Here is a 16538-nt window from a genome sequence, read left to right as displayed (position 1 = left end):
AATGGGAATTAATATTTATGAAACAGCTACAATGCTAGAAGCTTTAAGACAAACACCACCAGTACATACTTTCTTAAGAGATACATTCTTTAACAATCCAAAGTTTGCGAAAACAGAGAAGGCTCTTATTGATATTATCAAAGGTGGTGTATCAGCAGCGCCGTTTGTTGCACCAAGAGTTAATGGTGTACTTGAAACTAGACGTGGTTATACAACAAATGAAATCACTACTCCAAGAGTAGCACCTAAACGTGTATTGACTGGAGAAGACTTAGAGAAGAGACAACCAGGGGATAATACATATACAACAAAATCACCTGATCAAATTGCAGCAGAAATGCTAATGCAAGACTTAATTGAAATGGATCAAGAGATTACTTTATCAGAAGAATGGTTATGCGCAAAGGTATTATTAGGATCATCATTTGACATTACCGAATATGATGAAAGCGGCAAAGAAGCTGGGACATTCAACGTTGATTTTGGATTCACCAATAAAATTAGTGTTGCCACTGCTAAAAAGTGGACAGCAGAAGGAGTAAATCCTATTGAACAAATTGAAGAATGGATTGAAAAAAATATCTTAACAAAATCATCAGCAACGCCTGACATTATTCTTTTAGACCCTGATGCTGGGAAAACATTTGCCAATAATTCATTTGTAAAGGAAATTATTCAATTAAGAGCACAAGCAGGTTCTTTTGCTGAAGCACAATACAAAGGCAGAGGAGTAACTTCATATGGTAGATTCACTAAATACGGAATTGAAGTAGTATCTTACTCAAATATTGTAAAAGCGAATGGTGTAGCAGAGCAATTACTGCCAAAAGGTACTTGTATTATTGCACAATCTGGTTCTGGTAATATTACATACGGAGCAATTACACAAAAGGAAAATGGTAAATGGGTAAAATACATGGAAAAACGTGTTCCAAAGTACTCTGTTGATGATGAAAAAGAAATTGATACAGAGAGATTGGCGTCAAGACCGTTACCATGGATGCCCGATGTAGATTCATATGTAGTGGCAACAGGTGTTTGCTAAGAGGGTGAAATTAAATGGGATTCAAAGAACAAATAAATAAAGATTTAGAACAAACATTTTTCAATATAGATGAATTTACAGAAGAGCACATTATTAACGGACAGAAAATAAGTATTGTAGTAGATAATGATAGACTTGAAGAGAGATCTAAAAAAGAGTATGACGGCTTATATGTTGGTGAGCTGTTATTTTTTGTGCCAAAATCAAGGTTAAGTGCAAAACTTAAGCAAGATGGACCAGTTATTTTTGATGAAAAGCAAATGTATGTATTTTCGTTAAGAGAAGATAACGGAGTCTATGAAGTGATTCTAAATCAAAACCTAGTAGGTGGTTAATATGGGTAAAGGGAGTGTTTGGATTGATACAAAAGAAATAGACTTACTTAGTTTAGAACTTAAATCATTTCCTAAACAAACTCAAACTGCTATTTATCATGCACTTAAAAGAAGCCTAGATCAGACAAAAACTGAAATAGGTAGGATAGTTCCTAAAGAATATGCTATTAAGCAGAAAGAGATAAAAAAATCATTTATTGGTGGAGTTAATTATCCAACTAAATCAAATTTAAAAGCTTCTCTAACATCAAAAGGGAAGCTTTTAAGCTTTGCACATTTTCCTTTTACTCCTAAGACAGCAATTAGAAAGGGTAAACGTGCAGTTGTTAAGGTTACTATTAAAAAAAATAGCCCTAAAGTACCTTCTAAAGTTGGTTTTACAGCTACGACTGGCGCAAAAGGTGAAGATAAGGTTCAATTTAATGTATTTAGGAGAATAGGTGTATTTAAGAAATCTACAAGAGGTAGATATGCTGAAAAAGGATATAAGCGTGAAATGATTGCTCCTATTAGAACACTTTCTATACCTCAAATGATTACCTCAGAAGGAATGGAAAAGAGAATACAAGACTTTGCCTTAGAAAAATTTGAGCAGAGGTTAGAGCATGAAACCCAAAGGGCATTAGAAAAAATACAATCAAAGGTGAAGGGAGCGAATTAGTTGAATAGTGTATATGTGTTAAACGAGATTAAATCGTTCCTTGAAGAAAATGTATCAAAACAGATAAAGCTTCAAAAGGCATCTGACAATGATATATTTGCTTACGAACTAGTTAGTCCTAGCGTATTCACAGGCTGGCTACCTCCTAATGGTATGTTGCCAGATAATATTGGTGATGTACCATGCTTGATAGTAGGAATGGATGGTGGCTCAGATGATGGAAGTATAAACGAGTTTAAAATAAAAATATCGTTTGCAGTGTATTCTCCAGGAGAGCATAAGGAACAAGGAGAATATACACCTAATTTTAATGGGTATGTTGACTTATTAAATCTTATAGATTTAACAAAATCACAACTTGTTAAAGAAAAGATTATTAATAATACACTTTGTATTGGAGAAGAAATATCTTGGGATATGTATCAGGACCAACCATATCCATATTGGTATGGTTATATGACGTTTGGAATTTCTGGTAAAGCTTATCCTAAAGTCAATATAGAAAAATTACTAAATAGTTAGGAAAGGGTGATGTAATGTACAAACATGGAGCATTTGCTGAGATTATGGCTACAAAGGATTATATTCCACCAAAGGCATTAGGTACGTTACCTGTTTATTTCGGTACGCTACCAGTACATCAATTTAGAGAGTACTCAGATAAAGTTAATACACCTATCTTAGTCTCTAGTTTTAGTGCTGCAGAGGTTCAAGCTGGATATAATGATGAATGGAGCAGTTTTACACTGTGTGAAGCTATTGATGCACATTTCAGAAATAATATTAAGCCTATAGGGCCTATTGTATTAATCAATGTATTAGATCCTTCAAAACATGCTACAGAAAATAAAACAGTTACAGTATCGCTGTTAAATAAGACAGGCTATATAGAGAATAATAAAGTGATTCTTGATAGCATTAGTATAGCTGATAAACAATTAGGGGTAGATTATGATGTAAAATACACTAGTGATGGAAATAGGATAGAAATTAAGGACATCAAAGGAACTATTTTAACTCCTGTAGAGGTATCATTTAAGGAAGTTGACTTAGCATTAGTTACTGAATCAGAATTGATAGGTGGAACCGATGCAGAAACAGGGATTAAAACAGGTATTAGCGTAGTTGATTACGTATATTTAACTCACAATATGGTTCCTACTCTATTTTGTGCACCAGGATGGAGTGAGAAAGAAACTGTAGACACAGCACTTAAAGCAGCAAGCCAAAAGATTAATAACCATTGGTATGCTTTTGTTAATAGCGATATTGAAAGTACATCTGTAAAAACAATTAAACATGCTAAGCAAGCTAAAGTTGAAAAAAGCTATGTGAGTAGTAATGAAAGTCCTTGCTGGCCTATGGCTTATAAAGGCACAAAAAAATATCATCTATCTACATTAGCGACAGTAACTATGCAATGGGTGGATTATGAGAATGGTGGAGTACCATATGAAACACCATCAAATAAGCCAGTTGATGTAGTTGGTATGTGCCTTGCAGATGGAAAACCTATTATATTTGATCAAGTACAAGCAAATGACCTTAATTATAAAGGTATTAGAACACTTTCATACTGGGGTGGAAGATGGGTACTTTGGGGTGGGCATACTGGAGAGTACGAATATGGAAAAGATATTGATAAGAAGAATGTATTTGATTGTAGCGTTCGTATGCTACAGTACATAGCGAATACTTTCCAGAGTCGATATGGTATTCAAGTGGATAAGCCTATGAATCGTGCGCTTAAAGATACAATCTTAAATGATATGCAAGAATGGTTAGATAATCTTATTGCGCAAGGGAAAATACTTTTAGGAGAAATTGTATTTGAAGAGACAAGCAATCCTACATCAGATGTTGTAGAAGGTGACTTTGTATTTGATATAGCAACAACCACCACACCACCAGGGAAAAGCTTAACAGCTAAGATTTGTTACACAGTAGAAGGTATTGATGTATTATTTGGAGGTGATGAGTAATGTCAAAAGTAATTAGTGGTAGTATTATAGCACATAAGTTACTATCAAATAATGTAGAGATTGATGATCAAGTATCATGCCAACTGCCATCAATTGAAAAACCAACTCAAGAAATCAAAGGTGCAGGTATTATGGGACCTATTGATATGCCAATGACAGGTCAAGTAAATAGTATGGTATTTTCTATTTCATCACGTTCAATTAACAGTGGTGCTTCTGAACTTGCAAAGCCAGGAGTGCAAAATCTTGAATTAAGATTTATCCGAGATATTATGCAAGCAGATGGTAGTATGATTCCAGAGGGAACTAAGATATTCATTTCTGGAGTTAATAAAAAATATGATCCAGGTAAAATAGAAAATGGTGCTACTATGGATGGTAGTATTGAGTTTGAAGTATTGAGATACAGACAAGTAATCAATGGCAAAGAAGTATTGCTTATTGATAAGCTTAACAGCATATACAAAATTAATGGAATAGATTACATGGAAAAAATCAGAGCCGCTCTATAATGAGTGGCTCAATTTATTTTAGGAGGAAATGAGATGAATGAAAAAATGGTAGAAGCATTAAAAACAAACGTGTTAACACTTACGAAACCAATCTTTATTGATGGGAAAGAAGTAAAAGAGTTAATTTACGACTTTGAAAGTATGACTGCTAGAGACAAGTTAAATGTAGGTAAACGTATTAAATCAGATGGTATCCCGATATCTGTTGAAGAACTAGATACAGATTATCACATGTACTTATTTGCAGGTGCTGTTGTAAAAGCAAATCCAGAGATGGATATGTCAGATGTATTTAGATTAAGTGCAAAGGATATTCAAAAAGGCGCTAAGCTGGCAAGGAGTTTTTTCTACGTGAATTTGGAGGAATAATTGGAGATGAGATTCTTCATAGGCAAATAGCTAGGGTAACGCTTAATACATCTACTTCTGCAGAACATTGCTACAATATGACTCTTATAGATTTTGTTGAGTTTTATAGATATCTAGTAGAGGAATCACAAGCTATGAGGAAGGAGGGAGAGAGTGGCAAGTAAAAAAGAATTACAGGCATTAATTACTTTAGCTGGTAAAGTAGATCCTAGTTTGCAAAATGCATTATCTAAAGCAACTAAAGGAACTAAAGACCTTGGAGAGAGTATGCAAGAATCATCAAAGCATGCGAGTAGACTTGGGGATATCATTAAGGGTTCTGTGATAGGTAACATGGTCTATGATGGTATAAGGACCGTAACGAACTATGTTAAACAATTAGGAACACAAGCTTTAGAAACTGCAAGTAGCCTTATTGAAGTGCAAAACGTTGTAGATACTACATTCTCATCAAGTGCTATTCAAATTGATGCTTGGTCAAAGACTACATTAAAGGCTTTTGGTATTACAGAGTTACAGGCTAAACAATGGTCTGGGAGTATGGGAGCAATGCTTAAGAGTAGTGGTATAGCTGCTGATGATATGCTCATAATGTCTAAAACATTAGCTGAATTGGCTGGGGATTTTTCATCATTCTACAACCTATCTCATGAGGATGCTTGGAATAAGGTTAGAGCTGGTATGTCAGGGGAGACTGAACCACTCAAACAACTAGGTATTAATATGAGCGTAGCAAATCTAGAGGCATACGCTTTAGGAGAAGGCATTAAGAAGTCATATAAAGATATGACACAAGCAGAGCAAACGCTATTGAGATACAACTATTTATTAGAAATGTCTACAGATGCTCAAGGAGACTTTGCTAGAACGTTAGATACATCTTGGGAGAATCAGAAAAGACTTCTTAAGAATAACATCATGGATAAGGCTAGTGCTGTATTAGCAAAATTCATACCACTATTGACAGATTTAACAGCTAAAGCTAATGCTTTCGTAGAGCAAATTGATATAGACATGGTCATATTGAATATAGAAAATGGATTTAGATTAGCGGGAGATGCTGTTGGTTGGATGAAAGATAATATAGATTGGATTATACCAACAGGACTAACTTTAGCTGGTGTAATGACATCTATAAAAGCTATAAATATTGTTAGGAGTATTTCAGAAACTGTTGCATGGGTAGGAAAACTTACATCTTTTACTAAATTACTAACCCTTGCTAAGATAAAGGATAAAGCAGAAACATTATATCTAATGGCTTTATATTCAAAAGATGCTGTTGTAAAAGGCATAAGTACAGCAGGAACATGGGCAATGACAGCAGCTCAAGGTGCACTTAACGGGATTATGGCTATAGGTACAGGGATAATGGGAGCTTTTGGAGCAGTATTAGCATTCGTCACATCTCCAATAGGTTTGGTTGTTCTAGGTATAGCGGCGCTGATAGCTGTAGGTGTAGCATTATGGAAAAACTGGGATACAGTTAAGGTCAAAGCGTTTGAGCTATGGGAAGGAATGAAGTCTGCATTTGGGGGAATAGGTGAATGGTTTGGTGGATTATGGGAGGGTGTAAAGGAAAGCTTTAAAGGATTTGTAAACTTTATTATAGGTGGAATTAATAGGATTCCAGAAGGTATTAATAAAATACAAATTAGCGTACCAGATTGGGTACCAGGCTTGGGTGGAAAGACATTAGGATTTAATATCCCTACAATTCCTACATTTGCAATGGGAGGGATTGCAACACAAGCATCTATATTTGGTGAAGCAGGTCCAGAAATGGCAATACCTTTAAAACGTACACCAAGATCTATTCATTTATTAAATCAAACAGCAGAATTTTTAGGTGTGAATAAATCGGTTACTGAAAAAGTGGCACAGAAGGTTGCAAATATCGTTATTAATGTTACAGGTGATACAAGTAAGCAATCTATATTAGATATTAAAGAAGCAGTGAAACAGGCATTACAAGAATTAGAGTATGAAGAGGAGGTTGTAAGTTTTGGATAATTATATTGAGTACACTACAGTTGATGGTGATACTTTTGATATTATTGCTTTGGATATGTACAATGATGAATTTAAATCACATCTAATTATTCAAGCTAACCCTTCATACGCTAAGATAATCACTTTTAAAGCGGGAGTAGTACTTAAGGTTCCAGTTGTTGAAGAGGATATTCCAGAAACACTCCCTCCTTGGAAGAGGTGAAAATATGCAACTTATATATGAAGGAAAAGACATAGCATCGGAAGTAGATATTCAAACATGTAAAATACATGACTTATCAGGTGAAAAGTTTGATTCAGTTGAAATAATATTTAATAATCATGAGAATCAGTGGAGTTCATGGAAGCCTGAAAAGAACCAGATGGTGCTAATTAAGCATGAAGGTTTCTCATCTGGACAAATGTATATCAATGGTATGCAACAATTAAGTGGATGTATTAAGATGATTTGTTTGCCTGTTAAGACTAAGGCTAAAGAAAAGCACACAAAGTCATGGGAGAACGTCACTTTAATGGAGCTACTAAATGAATTTGCTAATAAAAATGCACTAAAGCTTAAAACTTATAACATAAATAATTATAGATACCATAGGTTAACACAAGTTGAGGAGTCTGATTTTGTATTCATAAGTAAAAGATGCATGATTGAAGGTTATGTGATGAAGATTACTAATAACTCATTAGTGGTATATGATGAAAAATTTATGGAAGCTCAACATCCTATTGAAATTCATATGAGTGATGTTATTGGTGAATTTAGATTTTATGATGGGTTAACAAAAACATATAGTGGAGCGAGAATAGGTGATTATATTTATCTGTGTGAAGATACAATAGGACCTATAATAAACTTAGATATTGAAACAAATAGCATTGGTGAATCAGAGAGATTTGCAAAGAATGGCCTAAGATCAGTGAATAAGTACGAGAGTATTATGGAGTTTGATATCAAATTTAATCCTGGTATTGCAGCAGGATGCACGGTGGATTTAAATGGATTTGGATTGGCAGATAATAAATACTATGTATTTCAATGTACTCAAAACATAAGTTCTAATTTGACTTCACTTAAGTTAAGAACGATTCCAGGATGGTGATTCATGAATTTAAAAGGTGAAATATCGGTTATCAAAGATGATAAGGCAAAAGTATTTATAAGAGAAAAAGGACTTTTAACAAATCTATTAGATGTTGCAGAGCACGTTGGCCCATTAAAAACAAATGATAAAGTAGTAGTATCATTTTATGGAAATACATTTACAGATGGAATAATAAGTGCAAAGGTAAAGGAGGGCTAGAATGTATTTAGCAATGTTTGGCCCTAAGGGATTTACAGTAAGTAGTGAAAAGGTAGTTACATTTGATGAGTTTGGACTTGAATCAGGATTAGATACAGAAACACAAGAAAGTAAGGATAAGAAGCCTAGTACCTATATCAAAGGTGCTGGGCTTGATTCTTTTAGCATAAAGGTTAGGCTAGAAGCAGAATTAGGCATTAAGCCTCTTGAACAAATAGAATCATGGATGCAGGTTAAAGATGAAGCTAAAGCATATCCCTTTTTGATAAAAGGAAAGCCACTTATGAATACAAAGTGGATATTAAAAAATGTTTCCGTAAATGAAACAAACTTTGATGCAGCTGGTAACTTATTTAGCGCTACACTAACATTAAAATTTGAAGAATTTGTTAAGGCTGGTAGTAAAAAAGAAGAAAGTACAAAGAGGTCAAAAAAAACAAAAGCTGTAAAGAGCTCAAAGAGTACTAAGCAAAAAGATACTACGTCTGTTTATAACGTTCTTAGTCCATCTCAAAAAGCAGATTTAAATAGAATTAAATAGGGTGTGAGAAAGTTGTTATATGAGATAGATACATTACAAAGAAATGATTTAAATTGGAATGCAAAGGGTGTAGAGAGAAAACTACAAAATATAAGAACACTACTCAATACATGGAGATATGAGGTAGCTTATGATAGGACTAAAGGATTAGATCCATCAATATTAGATTTACCTAAAGATGAAGCTATTGCGCTTTACATATCAGAAGTATATCGAATGATTGAGACATATGAAGAAGATGTAGTGATAAAGAGTGTTAAATTTATAAGTATTGATGAAGAGGGACATATGGCTTTTAAGGTGGTGGTTGAGATTTGAATTTTGTAAAAGTAGATGCAAAACAATTATATAATGAAATACTAGTGCAGTTTCAACAAGCATTAGGAGAAGTACTTTATCCAGGAGATGAAAGACGTATCTTTTTAGAGCAAGAAGTACAGCTTATAGTTGGTATCTATAATGCAATTAATGAAAGTGCTAAACAAAACTTACTTACCTATGCTAAAGGACAAGTTCTTGATGCTATAGGAATAGAATATGATACAAAACGCTTACAAGCTCAAAAGGCAATGTGTAGAGTAGAATTTAGATTATCTAGTGCTCAAATGCAGACAGTTCATATTCCTAAAGGAACTAGAGTTACACCAGATGGGTTGTTATTCTTTGAAACTCTTTCTGATACGTTTATTAGCGCGAATACTGCATCATTAGAAGTAGATGTAGTGGCAACTGTAGCAGGAGTGAATCATAATGGGTTTGCACCAGGACAGATAAAGACATTGGTTGATATGATTCCTTTTGTTGGGAGCGTATCAAATATTACAACTAGCAGTGGTGGATCAGAAGAGGAAGAGGATGATAATGGAGTAGATATTTGGAGTGGTTATAGAGAAAGAATTCGATTAGCAGCAGCTAAAATATCTACAGCAGGACATGAGTTAGGTTATATCTATCATGCTAAAAGTGCAGATACAGATATTGATGATGTTATAGTAACTTCTCCTAGACCAGGAGAAATACTAATAACAGCACTAATGAAAAATGGCCAGTTGCCATCAGAAGCTATTATAGAAAGAATAAAGAATGCTTGTAATAGCAAAAAGGCAAGACCAATGACTGATAAAGTGAGTGTAGCAGCGCCTACAGTATCAGAATATAGTATTTCTTTAACTTATTACATTGCTTTAGATAATGCAGCAAGTGAAAACATTATAAAGGCTAAGGTTGTTGAGTCTGTAAATGAATATATTAAGTGGCAGGATTCTAAAATAGGCAGATCAGTTAATCCAGATTATCTAAAACAACTTATTTTAAATGCAGGAGCATATAAAGTTGATATTACATCACCTATATATACAGAAATTCAAGAGACACAAGTTCCTAAAGTGACGACTAAAAGTATTATTTATGGAGGATTGAAAGGATGATTTAATGGAACTAGGTAATGTTAATGTACTCACATTGCAAACATCAGCAATGAAGCAGGATAAGACAACACAGGCAATGAGTTTAGTACTAACAGAGATATTAAATGAAATAGATACCGGTAGAAGTTTAATAAGGACACAACTAGAGGACTTACCAGAAGAAGTATTAGATACCATTGCAATAGAAAGAAATATATTTTGGTATGATGCTAATGCGAATGCAGATATCAAGAGAAATATAATTAGAAATTGCAATAAGGTATTCAGAACACTTGGTACTAATTATGCTATAGAGCAAGTTATAGCAGACTATTTTGGAGATGGCCAAATAGAAGAATGGTATGAGTATGATGGACAACCTTATCATTTTAGAGTACTTACAACCAATACGAAAGTAACAGGAGAACTTGCAGAGCAATTTCATAAAGCAGTAGAAGCAGTAAAAAGGAAAAGTACACGACTTCATGAAGTATTAGTGATGATGAGTGCAAATCTAAATCTTTATTATGGGTTTATAGTACATACAGGTGACAAAATAATCATTAGACAGGAGGGATGAAATGGCTTTTGGAAGTGTAGATTTTACAACAAGAGGAAAGGTGCTGCAATCAAAGGCACAAGTTGGTACGAAACTTAACTTTACTAAGCTTGCCATAGGTGATGGTGAACTAGGGAGTCAATCTATTTTAGAATTGACAGATTTAAAAAGTAAAAAACTAGATATTCCTATATCAAACATAAAAGTACTCACTGGAGGTATTGCAAGTATAGGTGGTACCTTTACGAATCAGGACATTGACACGGGGTTTTATTGGAGAGAGTTAGGGCTTTATGCAACAGATCCAGACTTAGGAGAAATACTCTATTGCTATGGTAATGCAGGAGCATTAGCTGAATATATTCCCTCTAGTGGTGGTAGTCAAATATTAGAAAAGTTTGTGGCTATTGAAACGATTATAGGAAATGCCATAAATGTGAGTGCCACAATTAATCAAAGTTTAGTATATGCAACTATAGAAGACATTGAGAATCATAATATTAATCCAGTCGCACACCCTGAGTTAATCAATCAAATCAAGAATTTATCTAGTCCATATGTTATACCAGAAGGTTCAGATATTCCTATTCAAGATAGAGTAAAGGGGAAGATGTATTTTAAAGTTACAAGTAGACAAAGTGGTGGAAGTAGCAATGGCATTATAAAAGTAAGCCCTAATATGGGGATTGAAATAAAAGAATAAGGAGTGAACAATATGTCAGCATTAAAAAAGGTAAGAGTACAATTATTAGATGAAAATACAAGTGCAGTTATCGAAGAAGTGGATGTATTAACATCTGCAGATGCTGTTACATTTTCAGATGGAGAAACCTTTCAACAAAAGCTAGATAGAGGTAAATTAACAGGGCCCAAAGGTGCAACGGGAGCAGTTGGTCCACAAGGTCCTATAGGAGCCACAGGCCCACAGGGTCCAGCTGGAGTTGCAGGATCTAGAATGCATAATGTTACTGGGACACCAGATACATCATTAGGTGTAGTAGGAGATTGGGCACTAAACACATCTAATGGAGATGTATTTGAAAAAACAGCATCTACAACTTGGACTAAAAGAGGAAACTTTAGAGGAACAACTGGAGCACAGGGACCAGTAGGAGCGACAGGTGCCACAGGGCCACAAGGTCCAAGGGGAGAAACAGGAGCAACGGGGCCGCAAGGGCCAGCAGGTGCAAAGGGGGCAACAGGACCACAGGGGCCTAAAGGTGATCCAGGTGATGGCATTAAAGTTGGGACAACTACATCCAATGCAGTACCAAGAAAACTATTTTTTAAAGTAATAGAATAGGAGGCATGACATGGCTAAATTAAAAGGAGAACTTCAGGCTGATAATGGAGATGTGCTTCATCCTCATACATCTGCAGACGTTGTATTTATGGATGATGGAACGAGTGCAGAAGAAAAAATTAAAAGTATAGATCAGAAAATAACGGGTATAGATGTTTCGGGTGATGTTAGACGGGTTGTCAACGAAAGAGTTAATGCAGATACTTCTAAACCGCTTAATACTTTGATTAATGAATGGATTAATTCTGCTAAAACAGCTATTTTAAATGTCATTAATGGACTGCCACAAAAAAGTGTTTGGACAGATGCTAGAGGTGCTAAATTAGATAATCTTAATCAAAGTATGAGTACAACTCAGACAAATATTACTACTGCAGTAAATTCAGCTAGAGATGTTATTAAAAATCATATTACAGCAGAGACAAGTGGACTAAAAGTGTATCAACCACATGCAAGCAATGTGTTAGCTACCTTATGTACAGCTTATGCTTTTAGCAATGGTGCTCAGAGCTACATGGGAAGATTTATTGCTAAAAGGTCAGGTGTAATTAGAGTTTGTTTCCTAACTACAAATGGTACAGATAATTCAAGAATTACTGTTTACACCAATCCAGATGTACAGGCTACACTATCATCTAGTCATGGAATAAATAGCTCTTATACAAGTTGGGAAGGGCTTCTTTTAAATACTAATATACATAACATAGGTTCACCAACGTACATGACTATGAAAACCGTTATGGAGATTGGTCACAAAGCGGTGAATAATAATAAAAACTGTATATTTGATATGTATGTACATGAGGGACAATGTTTATATTTCTCAGGATGGTATGTAGGAACAGCTACACTTAAAATTTTAGGAACGGAGGTTGTACTATGATTATTTATGTAAGTGATGAGAACACAGTATTATGGTCACACAGTGATAATTCGGTAAAAAGTCTTGAAGCGTATATGGATGATCCAAGATGTATTAGAGTTCCTGATGATATAGTTATTCCTATAGTCCCACAAGACGACTATATGTATAGATTGGTATATCACGAAGAATCACAAGGTGTGACCTTAGAGAAACTCTGTAAGAGGCCATTAACGGAGAAAGAGATTATTGAAAGAACTCATGGGTTATGCCTACAAAGTGGAGAGGATAGCCTAATGAGCGTGGAGCTGGGTTTAGATACAAATGGGAAGGTAACAACTGCAGGTAACGATTCGTTATTACTTATGGAACTATTAACTTCTATAGATGAGAAACTTAATCAATTATTAAGCCAAAAGGCCTGAGATAAATAAAATAATTTAAAGGAGGTATCACAATGATTGATACAGTACAATATCCAGTACAAGTAAGAGCAAATGCAAGATTAGTAGATGCAGGAAGAAAGAAAGTAGAAAAGTGTCCAGCTGCACAACAAACAGAAATCTGTGTAGTCCTTATTGCTGATTATGAATGGCAGTTAGAAGGAATAGGGAAAAAAGTTATTCCAGAGAAGTATCAAGAAGAAGTCAAAAAGAAACTTGGGTTAATAGAATAAAAGAATGAGCTGAGTGGATGGAGAATAAGAATGGAAAATGAATAGACAGTAGTTTATAATAATTGTTATTCATTACAAAAAACGTTATTATTAGCTACAAAACTACATAAATCTACAGAAAATATGCTATTATTTTTAGAAAAATATTTTAGGAGATAAAAGGAAAAAAATTTAATGAGCACTAAGGTAATGGTAACAAAAGTAATAGCATATTTGAGTTATTTTTATAAGAAGTTTAAAATTAGAGATTCTGACTATATAAATAACTTAGGAGATTTTATTAAAGAAGGAAGTATAGAGATTAAACAAGTTAATAAATTGGAGATTAAACAATTAAATATTAAAAATTCATTGCATATTCTAAGGAAAATATATGTTTCTTGCAATTCTAATGAACGCATTAAAATATATCAGAGTAATGGAGAGAACATTATTATTAGAGTGGAGAATCATCGTACACCTATTTATTTATCTATATATGCTGAAGAAGTGCAGGTGTGCGGAAAGAGTATAGAGGAAGGTGAAATGATAATTTATATTAACAAAATACTAAGAGATACTATATATAGAATTGAGATAGAGAGTATAAAAGAGAGGGAGTTTTTAAGCTTTCTAGAAGTGAGACAAAAATAAGTAAAAAAGATGATTAACTTAATAGTTATCATCTTTTTTTTGCTGTAGGAGGAAAAAATATGGATGTAGATGTAATTCAGACATTAGTAAGCAGTTTGGGGTTTCCTATTACGATGGTAGGAGCGTGTGGCTTATTTATATGGAAAATGTATCAAGCCCAGTTGAATGATAAAGAGAGACTCTATACAGAGTTAGGTAAGGCAAATGCAGCAAATGAGAAGTTTGCAGAGATTATTGGTACATACACAGTAAAGTTAGAATCTATCGAAAGCAAAGTAGATAAAATTCAAGATAAGGTAGGTGCGTAATAATGAGTGATTTAATAAAACAATGTAGGGATGTAAAGAAATTATCAGCACAGGCTCAAAAGGCTTGTGCTCTTTTTATGGAAGAATGCGAGAGGCAAAAGTTAAATGTGCTCATAGTAGAGACATTAAGAACTAAAGAAAGACAATATTATTTAGCATGCCAAGGTAGAACAGTAGCACAGGCAAAAGCTATGGGGGTACCTGCAACATTTGCTGAGAAATATGCTAATCCATCAGAGAAGCAAGTTACATGGACTTTGGATAGTAATCACTTAGATGGTATGGCTTTTGACTTCTGTAAGAATGTAAAAGGCCAAGAGTATAGTGATAAAGCTTTCTTTAATAAGTGTGGAAAGATTGTATCTGACTTAGGATTAGAATGGGGAGGAGCTTTTGGAGACTCACCACATGTTCAAGTGCCTAAAGGTTGGAAAGAGCCAGTTATGAAAGAAGATGGAGAACTGAAAAAAGCAGTGACGAAGATCATTGATAGTGGAATACAGATTAATGATGCAAGTTGGAATAGGCTAGATAGAATCAATCTTAAAAATGTACCAGCACTGTTAAATAAGCTAGGTGGAATAGATAAGCTTGTCAAGGAGGTCGTTATTTCAGATGCAACATTGTGGACCACAGGTAAATACAATGTAAGTCATGTAAGAAGTCTCTTAATTAAATATGGGAGTAGGTGTAGGTAGGGCTTAGGCTCTACCTTTTATTTTTTTGTTCAAATACTGATTTAATTATAAAAATATGATAAAGTTAAAATAAGAAAAATAGATATTTGTAAGATCGATAAATTAGAATTTGAGGGGAAAATATATGTCAGATACGCTTTTAAAACTATTAAAAGATAAGAAGGTAGCCGATTCATACCAGTTCTATACCTCATGTGACTACAAGTTATACTTTGCCGAGACAAGTTTACAGGCACTTCAAAACATAGTTGAGAACTACCAGACAGATGAAGCTGAAAGGGTTGCAAAGGTATACTCCGATGCTATACAAACTGGGGTGGGGAAATATTCAGCACATACAAATACTGTTGACTATTTAGGTGTAGAGATGCGCGTTACCTCCCTTATGGACAAACTAACAATGGAGATACTGGGGTTATTGCATAACTTTTTTGATACCTATGCACAGTGGTTAAATTCGGCTTTACTAGGTGAAAATGCCCTGTTGATTAAGGGTGTCACATTATCCAAGCTAGTACAAAAGATAGGCACGTGTCCCGAATATACAGGAACCTTTTTAGAGACACTTAAAGGTTTACCATCTGATTCGCAATATGGTTATATTGCAGATTTTAATAACATACTTAAACATAGGTATCAGATTTATGTGGATAATCGCTTCGACATTCTTTCAGCTACGGGAAGTGTTTCTATACCGTCATTTACCAAGGATAGCCGTACGCATATAAAGGAAGATGCTTTGAAAGTTTTAAAAAGAAGTTTAGATTTTTGTAAACAATTGCTTTCAGATTCACGTGAGTTTATTGAAGAATATTACTTATCAAATGACTGCAAGTATGTGACTCATAGGATTTACAATCCTAACACATACATGGTATTTGAAACGAAGGAGGATGCTCGGGCATTCCGTTCTCCTAAGAACCACTACTACTTCATAGAGGTTGACCCTACAAGTATCCAAGATGAATACCATGTGATGCTTTGCTATGATAGAATGGATAACCCCGATGACAAACGCATTAAATGTTATAACTCAGGCTACCCTATAATCATGCTTAAAGACAAAGTAACGCAGAGCATCATTGGAATAATGAAACCTATGGATTCGGAAGTGTTTAAACTAGAGGATGAGCACGAGCTTCAATATCGAAAATATGCTACTGTGCGACATGATTATCAATATGAAATGGCAATGGCAATATGTGAAGATACTAACTTTACATACTATATGTATTTGAGTGACGCAACAATTGTTACTCTGCGTGGAGATAAGTAGTTGCTAAAACCAATTTGTTATGGTGTATGGGTGTAATGCAACTCCTTAGCAATAAAACGAT

General features: G+C 34.4%; 24 protein-coding genes. All 24 read left to right on the top strand.

The genetic code is table 11. From position 1 onward, the window contains the following. The first annotated feature begins 1 nt into the window (after position 1). The 24 genes from BN2390_RS07600 to BN2390_RS07485 all read left to right on the top strand — a co-directional run bounded on the left by BN2390_RS07600 (position 2) and on the right by BN2390_RS07485 (position 16477). Positions 2-1045: a major capsid protein gene (locus BN2390_RS07600; RefSeq protein WP_053983749.1), complete on the top strand. Its 1044-nt coding sequence runs from the start codon at positions 2-4 to the stop codon at positions 1043-1045. 14 nt (positions 1046-1059) lie between these two features. After that, positions 1060-1380, top strand: a complete 321-nt coding sequence (locus tag BN2390_RS07595; RefSeq protein ID WP_053983748.1) for a hypothetical protein — start codon at positions 1060-1062, stop codon at positions 1378-1380. 1 nt (position 1381) lies between these two features. Further along, positions 1382-2041 (top strand): hypothetical protein, encoded by a 660-nt coding sequence (locus BN2390_RS07590; RefSeq protein ID WP_053983747.1) that lies wholly within the window; start codon positions 1382-1384, stop codon positions 2039-2041. Between the two features lie 15 nt (positions 2042-2056). Beyond that, positions 2057-2563, top strand: a complete 507-nt coding sequence (locus BN2390_RS07585; protein ID WP_242847656.1) for a hypothetical protein — start codon at positions 2057-2059, stop codon at positions 2561-2563. 14 nt (positions 2564-2577) lie between these two features. Then, positions 2578-4023, top strand: a complete 1446-nt coding sequence (locus tag BN2390_RS07580) for a phage tail sheath protein (RefSeq protein WP_053983745.1) — start codon at positions 2578-2580, stop codon at positions 4021-4023. After that, positions 4023-4535: a phage major tail tube protein gene (locus BN2390_RS07575; protein ID WP_053983744.1), complete on the top strand. Its 513-nt coding sequence runs from the start codon at positions 4023-4025 to the stop codon at positions 4533-4535. Before BN2390_RS07580 ends, BN2390_RS07575 begins: the two co-directional genes overlap by 1 nt. A 33-nt stretch (positions 4536-4568) precedes the next feature. Continuing rightward, the gene (locus BN2390_RS07570) at positions 4569-4904 is read left to right on the top strand and encodes a hypothetical protein (protein WP_053983743.1); all 336 of its coding nucleotides are present in this window, start codon (positions 4569-4571) and stop codon (positions 4902-4904) included. A gap of 153 nt (positions 4905-5057) precedes the next feature. Further along, positions 5058-6917, top strand: a complete 1860-nt coding sequence (locus tag BN2390_RS21925) for a phage tail tape measure protein (protein ID WP_053983742.1) — start codon at positions 5058-5060, stop codon at positions 6915-6917. Then, entirely contained in the window at positions 6910-7119 is a 210-nt protein-coding gene (locus tag BN2390_RS07560; RefSeq protein WP_053983741.1) for a tail protein X, read from the top strand. Before BN2390_RS21925 ends, BN2390_RS07560 begins: the two co-directional genes overlap by 8 nt. A 4-nt stretch (positions 7120-7123) precedes the next feature. Further along, a complete protein-coding gene (locus BN2390_RS07555) occupies positions 7124-8014 on the top strand; it encodes a phage late control D family protein (RefSeq protein ID WP_053983740.1) in 891 nt (296 codons plus the stop codon). 3 nt (positions 8015-8017) lie between these two features. Next, positions 8018-8215 carry a hypothetical protein gene (locus BN2390_RS07550; protein ID WP_053983739.1) on the top strand — a complete coding sequence of 66 codons (198 nt, stop codon included), beginning with the start codon at positions 8018-8020 and terminating at the stop codon, positions 8213-8215. Position 8216: 1 nt separating this feature from the next. Then, entirely contained in the window at positions 8217-8756 is a 540-nt protein-coding gene (locus BN2390_RS07545) for a phage tail protein (protein WP_053983738.1), read from the top strand. A 3-nt stretch (positions 8757-8759) separates the two neighbouring features. Next, positions 8760-9074 (top strand): hypothetical protein, encoded by a 315-nt coding sequence (locus tag BN2390_RS07540; protein WP_207642818.1) that lies wholly within the window; start codon positions 8760-8762, stop codon positions 9072-9074. Next, positions 9071-10183: a baseplate assembly protein gene (locus tag BN2390_RS07535; RefSeq protein WP_053983736.1), complete on the top strand. Its 1113-nt coding sequence runs from the start codon at positions 9071-9073 to the stop codon at positions 10181-10183. The genes BN2390_RS07540 and BN2390_RS07535 overlap by 4 nt, the downstream gene beginning before the upstream one ends. Before the next feature lie 4 nt (positions 10184-10187). Continuing rightward, positions 10188-10742 (top strand): phage tail protein, encoded by a 555-nt coding sequence (locus tag BN2390_RS07530; RefSeq protein ID WP_053983735.1) that lies wholly within the window; start codon positions 10188-10190, stop codon positions 10740-10742. A 1-nt stretch (position 10743) separates the two neighbouring features. Next, complete coding sequence (locus BN2390_RS07525; RefSeq protein ID WP_053983734.1) at positions 10744-11424, top strand: phage tail protein; 681 nt, start codon at positions 10744-10746, stop codon at positions 11422-11424. Positions 11425-11436: 12 nt separating this feature from the next. Continuing rightward, on the top strand, positions 11437-12024 hold the full coding sequence (locus BN2390_RS07520) for a collagen-like domain-containing protein (RefSeq protein ID WP_053983733.1): 588 nt from the start codon (positions 11437-11439) through the stop codon (positions 12022-12024). A gap of 10 nt (positions 12025-12034) precedes the next feature. Then, complete coding sequence (locus BN2390_RS07515; protein WP_053983732.1) at positions 12035-12907, top strand: hypothetical protein; 873 nt, start codon at positions 12035-12037, stop codon at positions 12905-12907. Further along, positions 12904-13311, top strand: coding sequence for a hypothetical protein (locus BN2390_RS07510; RefSeq protein ID WP_053983731.1), 408 nt, complete (start codon positions 12904-12906; stop codon positions 13309-13311). The genes BN2390_RS07515 and BN2390_RS07510 overlap by 4 nt, the downstream gene beginning before the upstream one ends. A 32-nt stretch (positions 13312-13343) precedes the next feature. Beyond that, a complete protein-coding gene (locus BN2390_RS07505; RefSeq protein ID WP_053983730.1) occupies positions 13344-13562 on the top strand; it encodes a hypothetical protein in 219 nt (72 codons plus the stop codon). A 189-nt stretch (positions 13563-13751) separates the two neighbouring features. Then, complete coding sequence (locus BN2390_RS07500; RefSeq protein WP_198524876.1) at positions 13752-14195, top strand: hypothetical protein; 444 nt, start codon at positions 13752-13754, stop codon at positions 14193-14195. A 59-nt stretch (positions 14196-14254) separates the two neighbouring features. After that, positions 14255-14503, top strand: a complete 249-nt coding sequence (locus BN2390_RS07495) for a hypothetical protein (RefSeq protein WP_053983728.1) — start codon at positions 14255-14257, stop codon at positions 14501-14503. Positions 14504-14505: 2 nt separating this feature from the next. Continuing rightward, on the top strand, positions 14506-15201 hold the full coding sequence (locus BN2390_RS07490; protein ID WP_053983727.1) for a M15 family metallopeptidase: 696 nt from the start codon (positions 14506-14508) through the stop codon (positions 15199-15201). A 124-nt stretch (positions 15202-15325) separates the two neighbouring features. Then, positions 15326-16477, top strand: coding sequence for a hypothetical protein (locus BN2390_RS07485; protein WP_053983726.1), 1152 nt, complete (start codon positions 15326-15328; stop codon positions 16475-16477). The last annotated feature ends 61 nt before the right edge of the window (positions 16478-16538 follow it).

This window comes from Niameybacter massiliensis (assembly GCF_001282685.1).
GTDB classification, from domain to species: Bacteria; Bacillota; Clostridia; order Lachnospirales; family Cellulosilyticaceae; genus Holtiella; species Holtiella tumoricola.
This window is presented reverse-complemented; position numbering and strand designations above follow the sequence as displayed.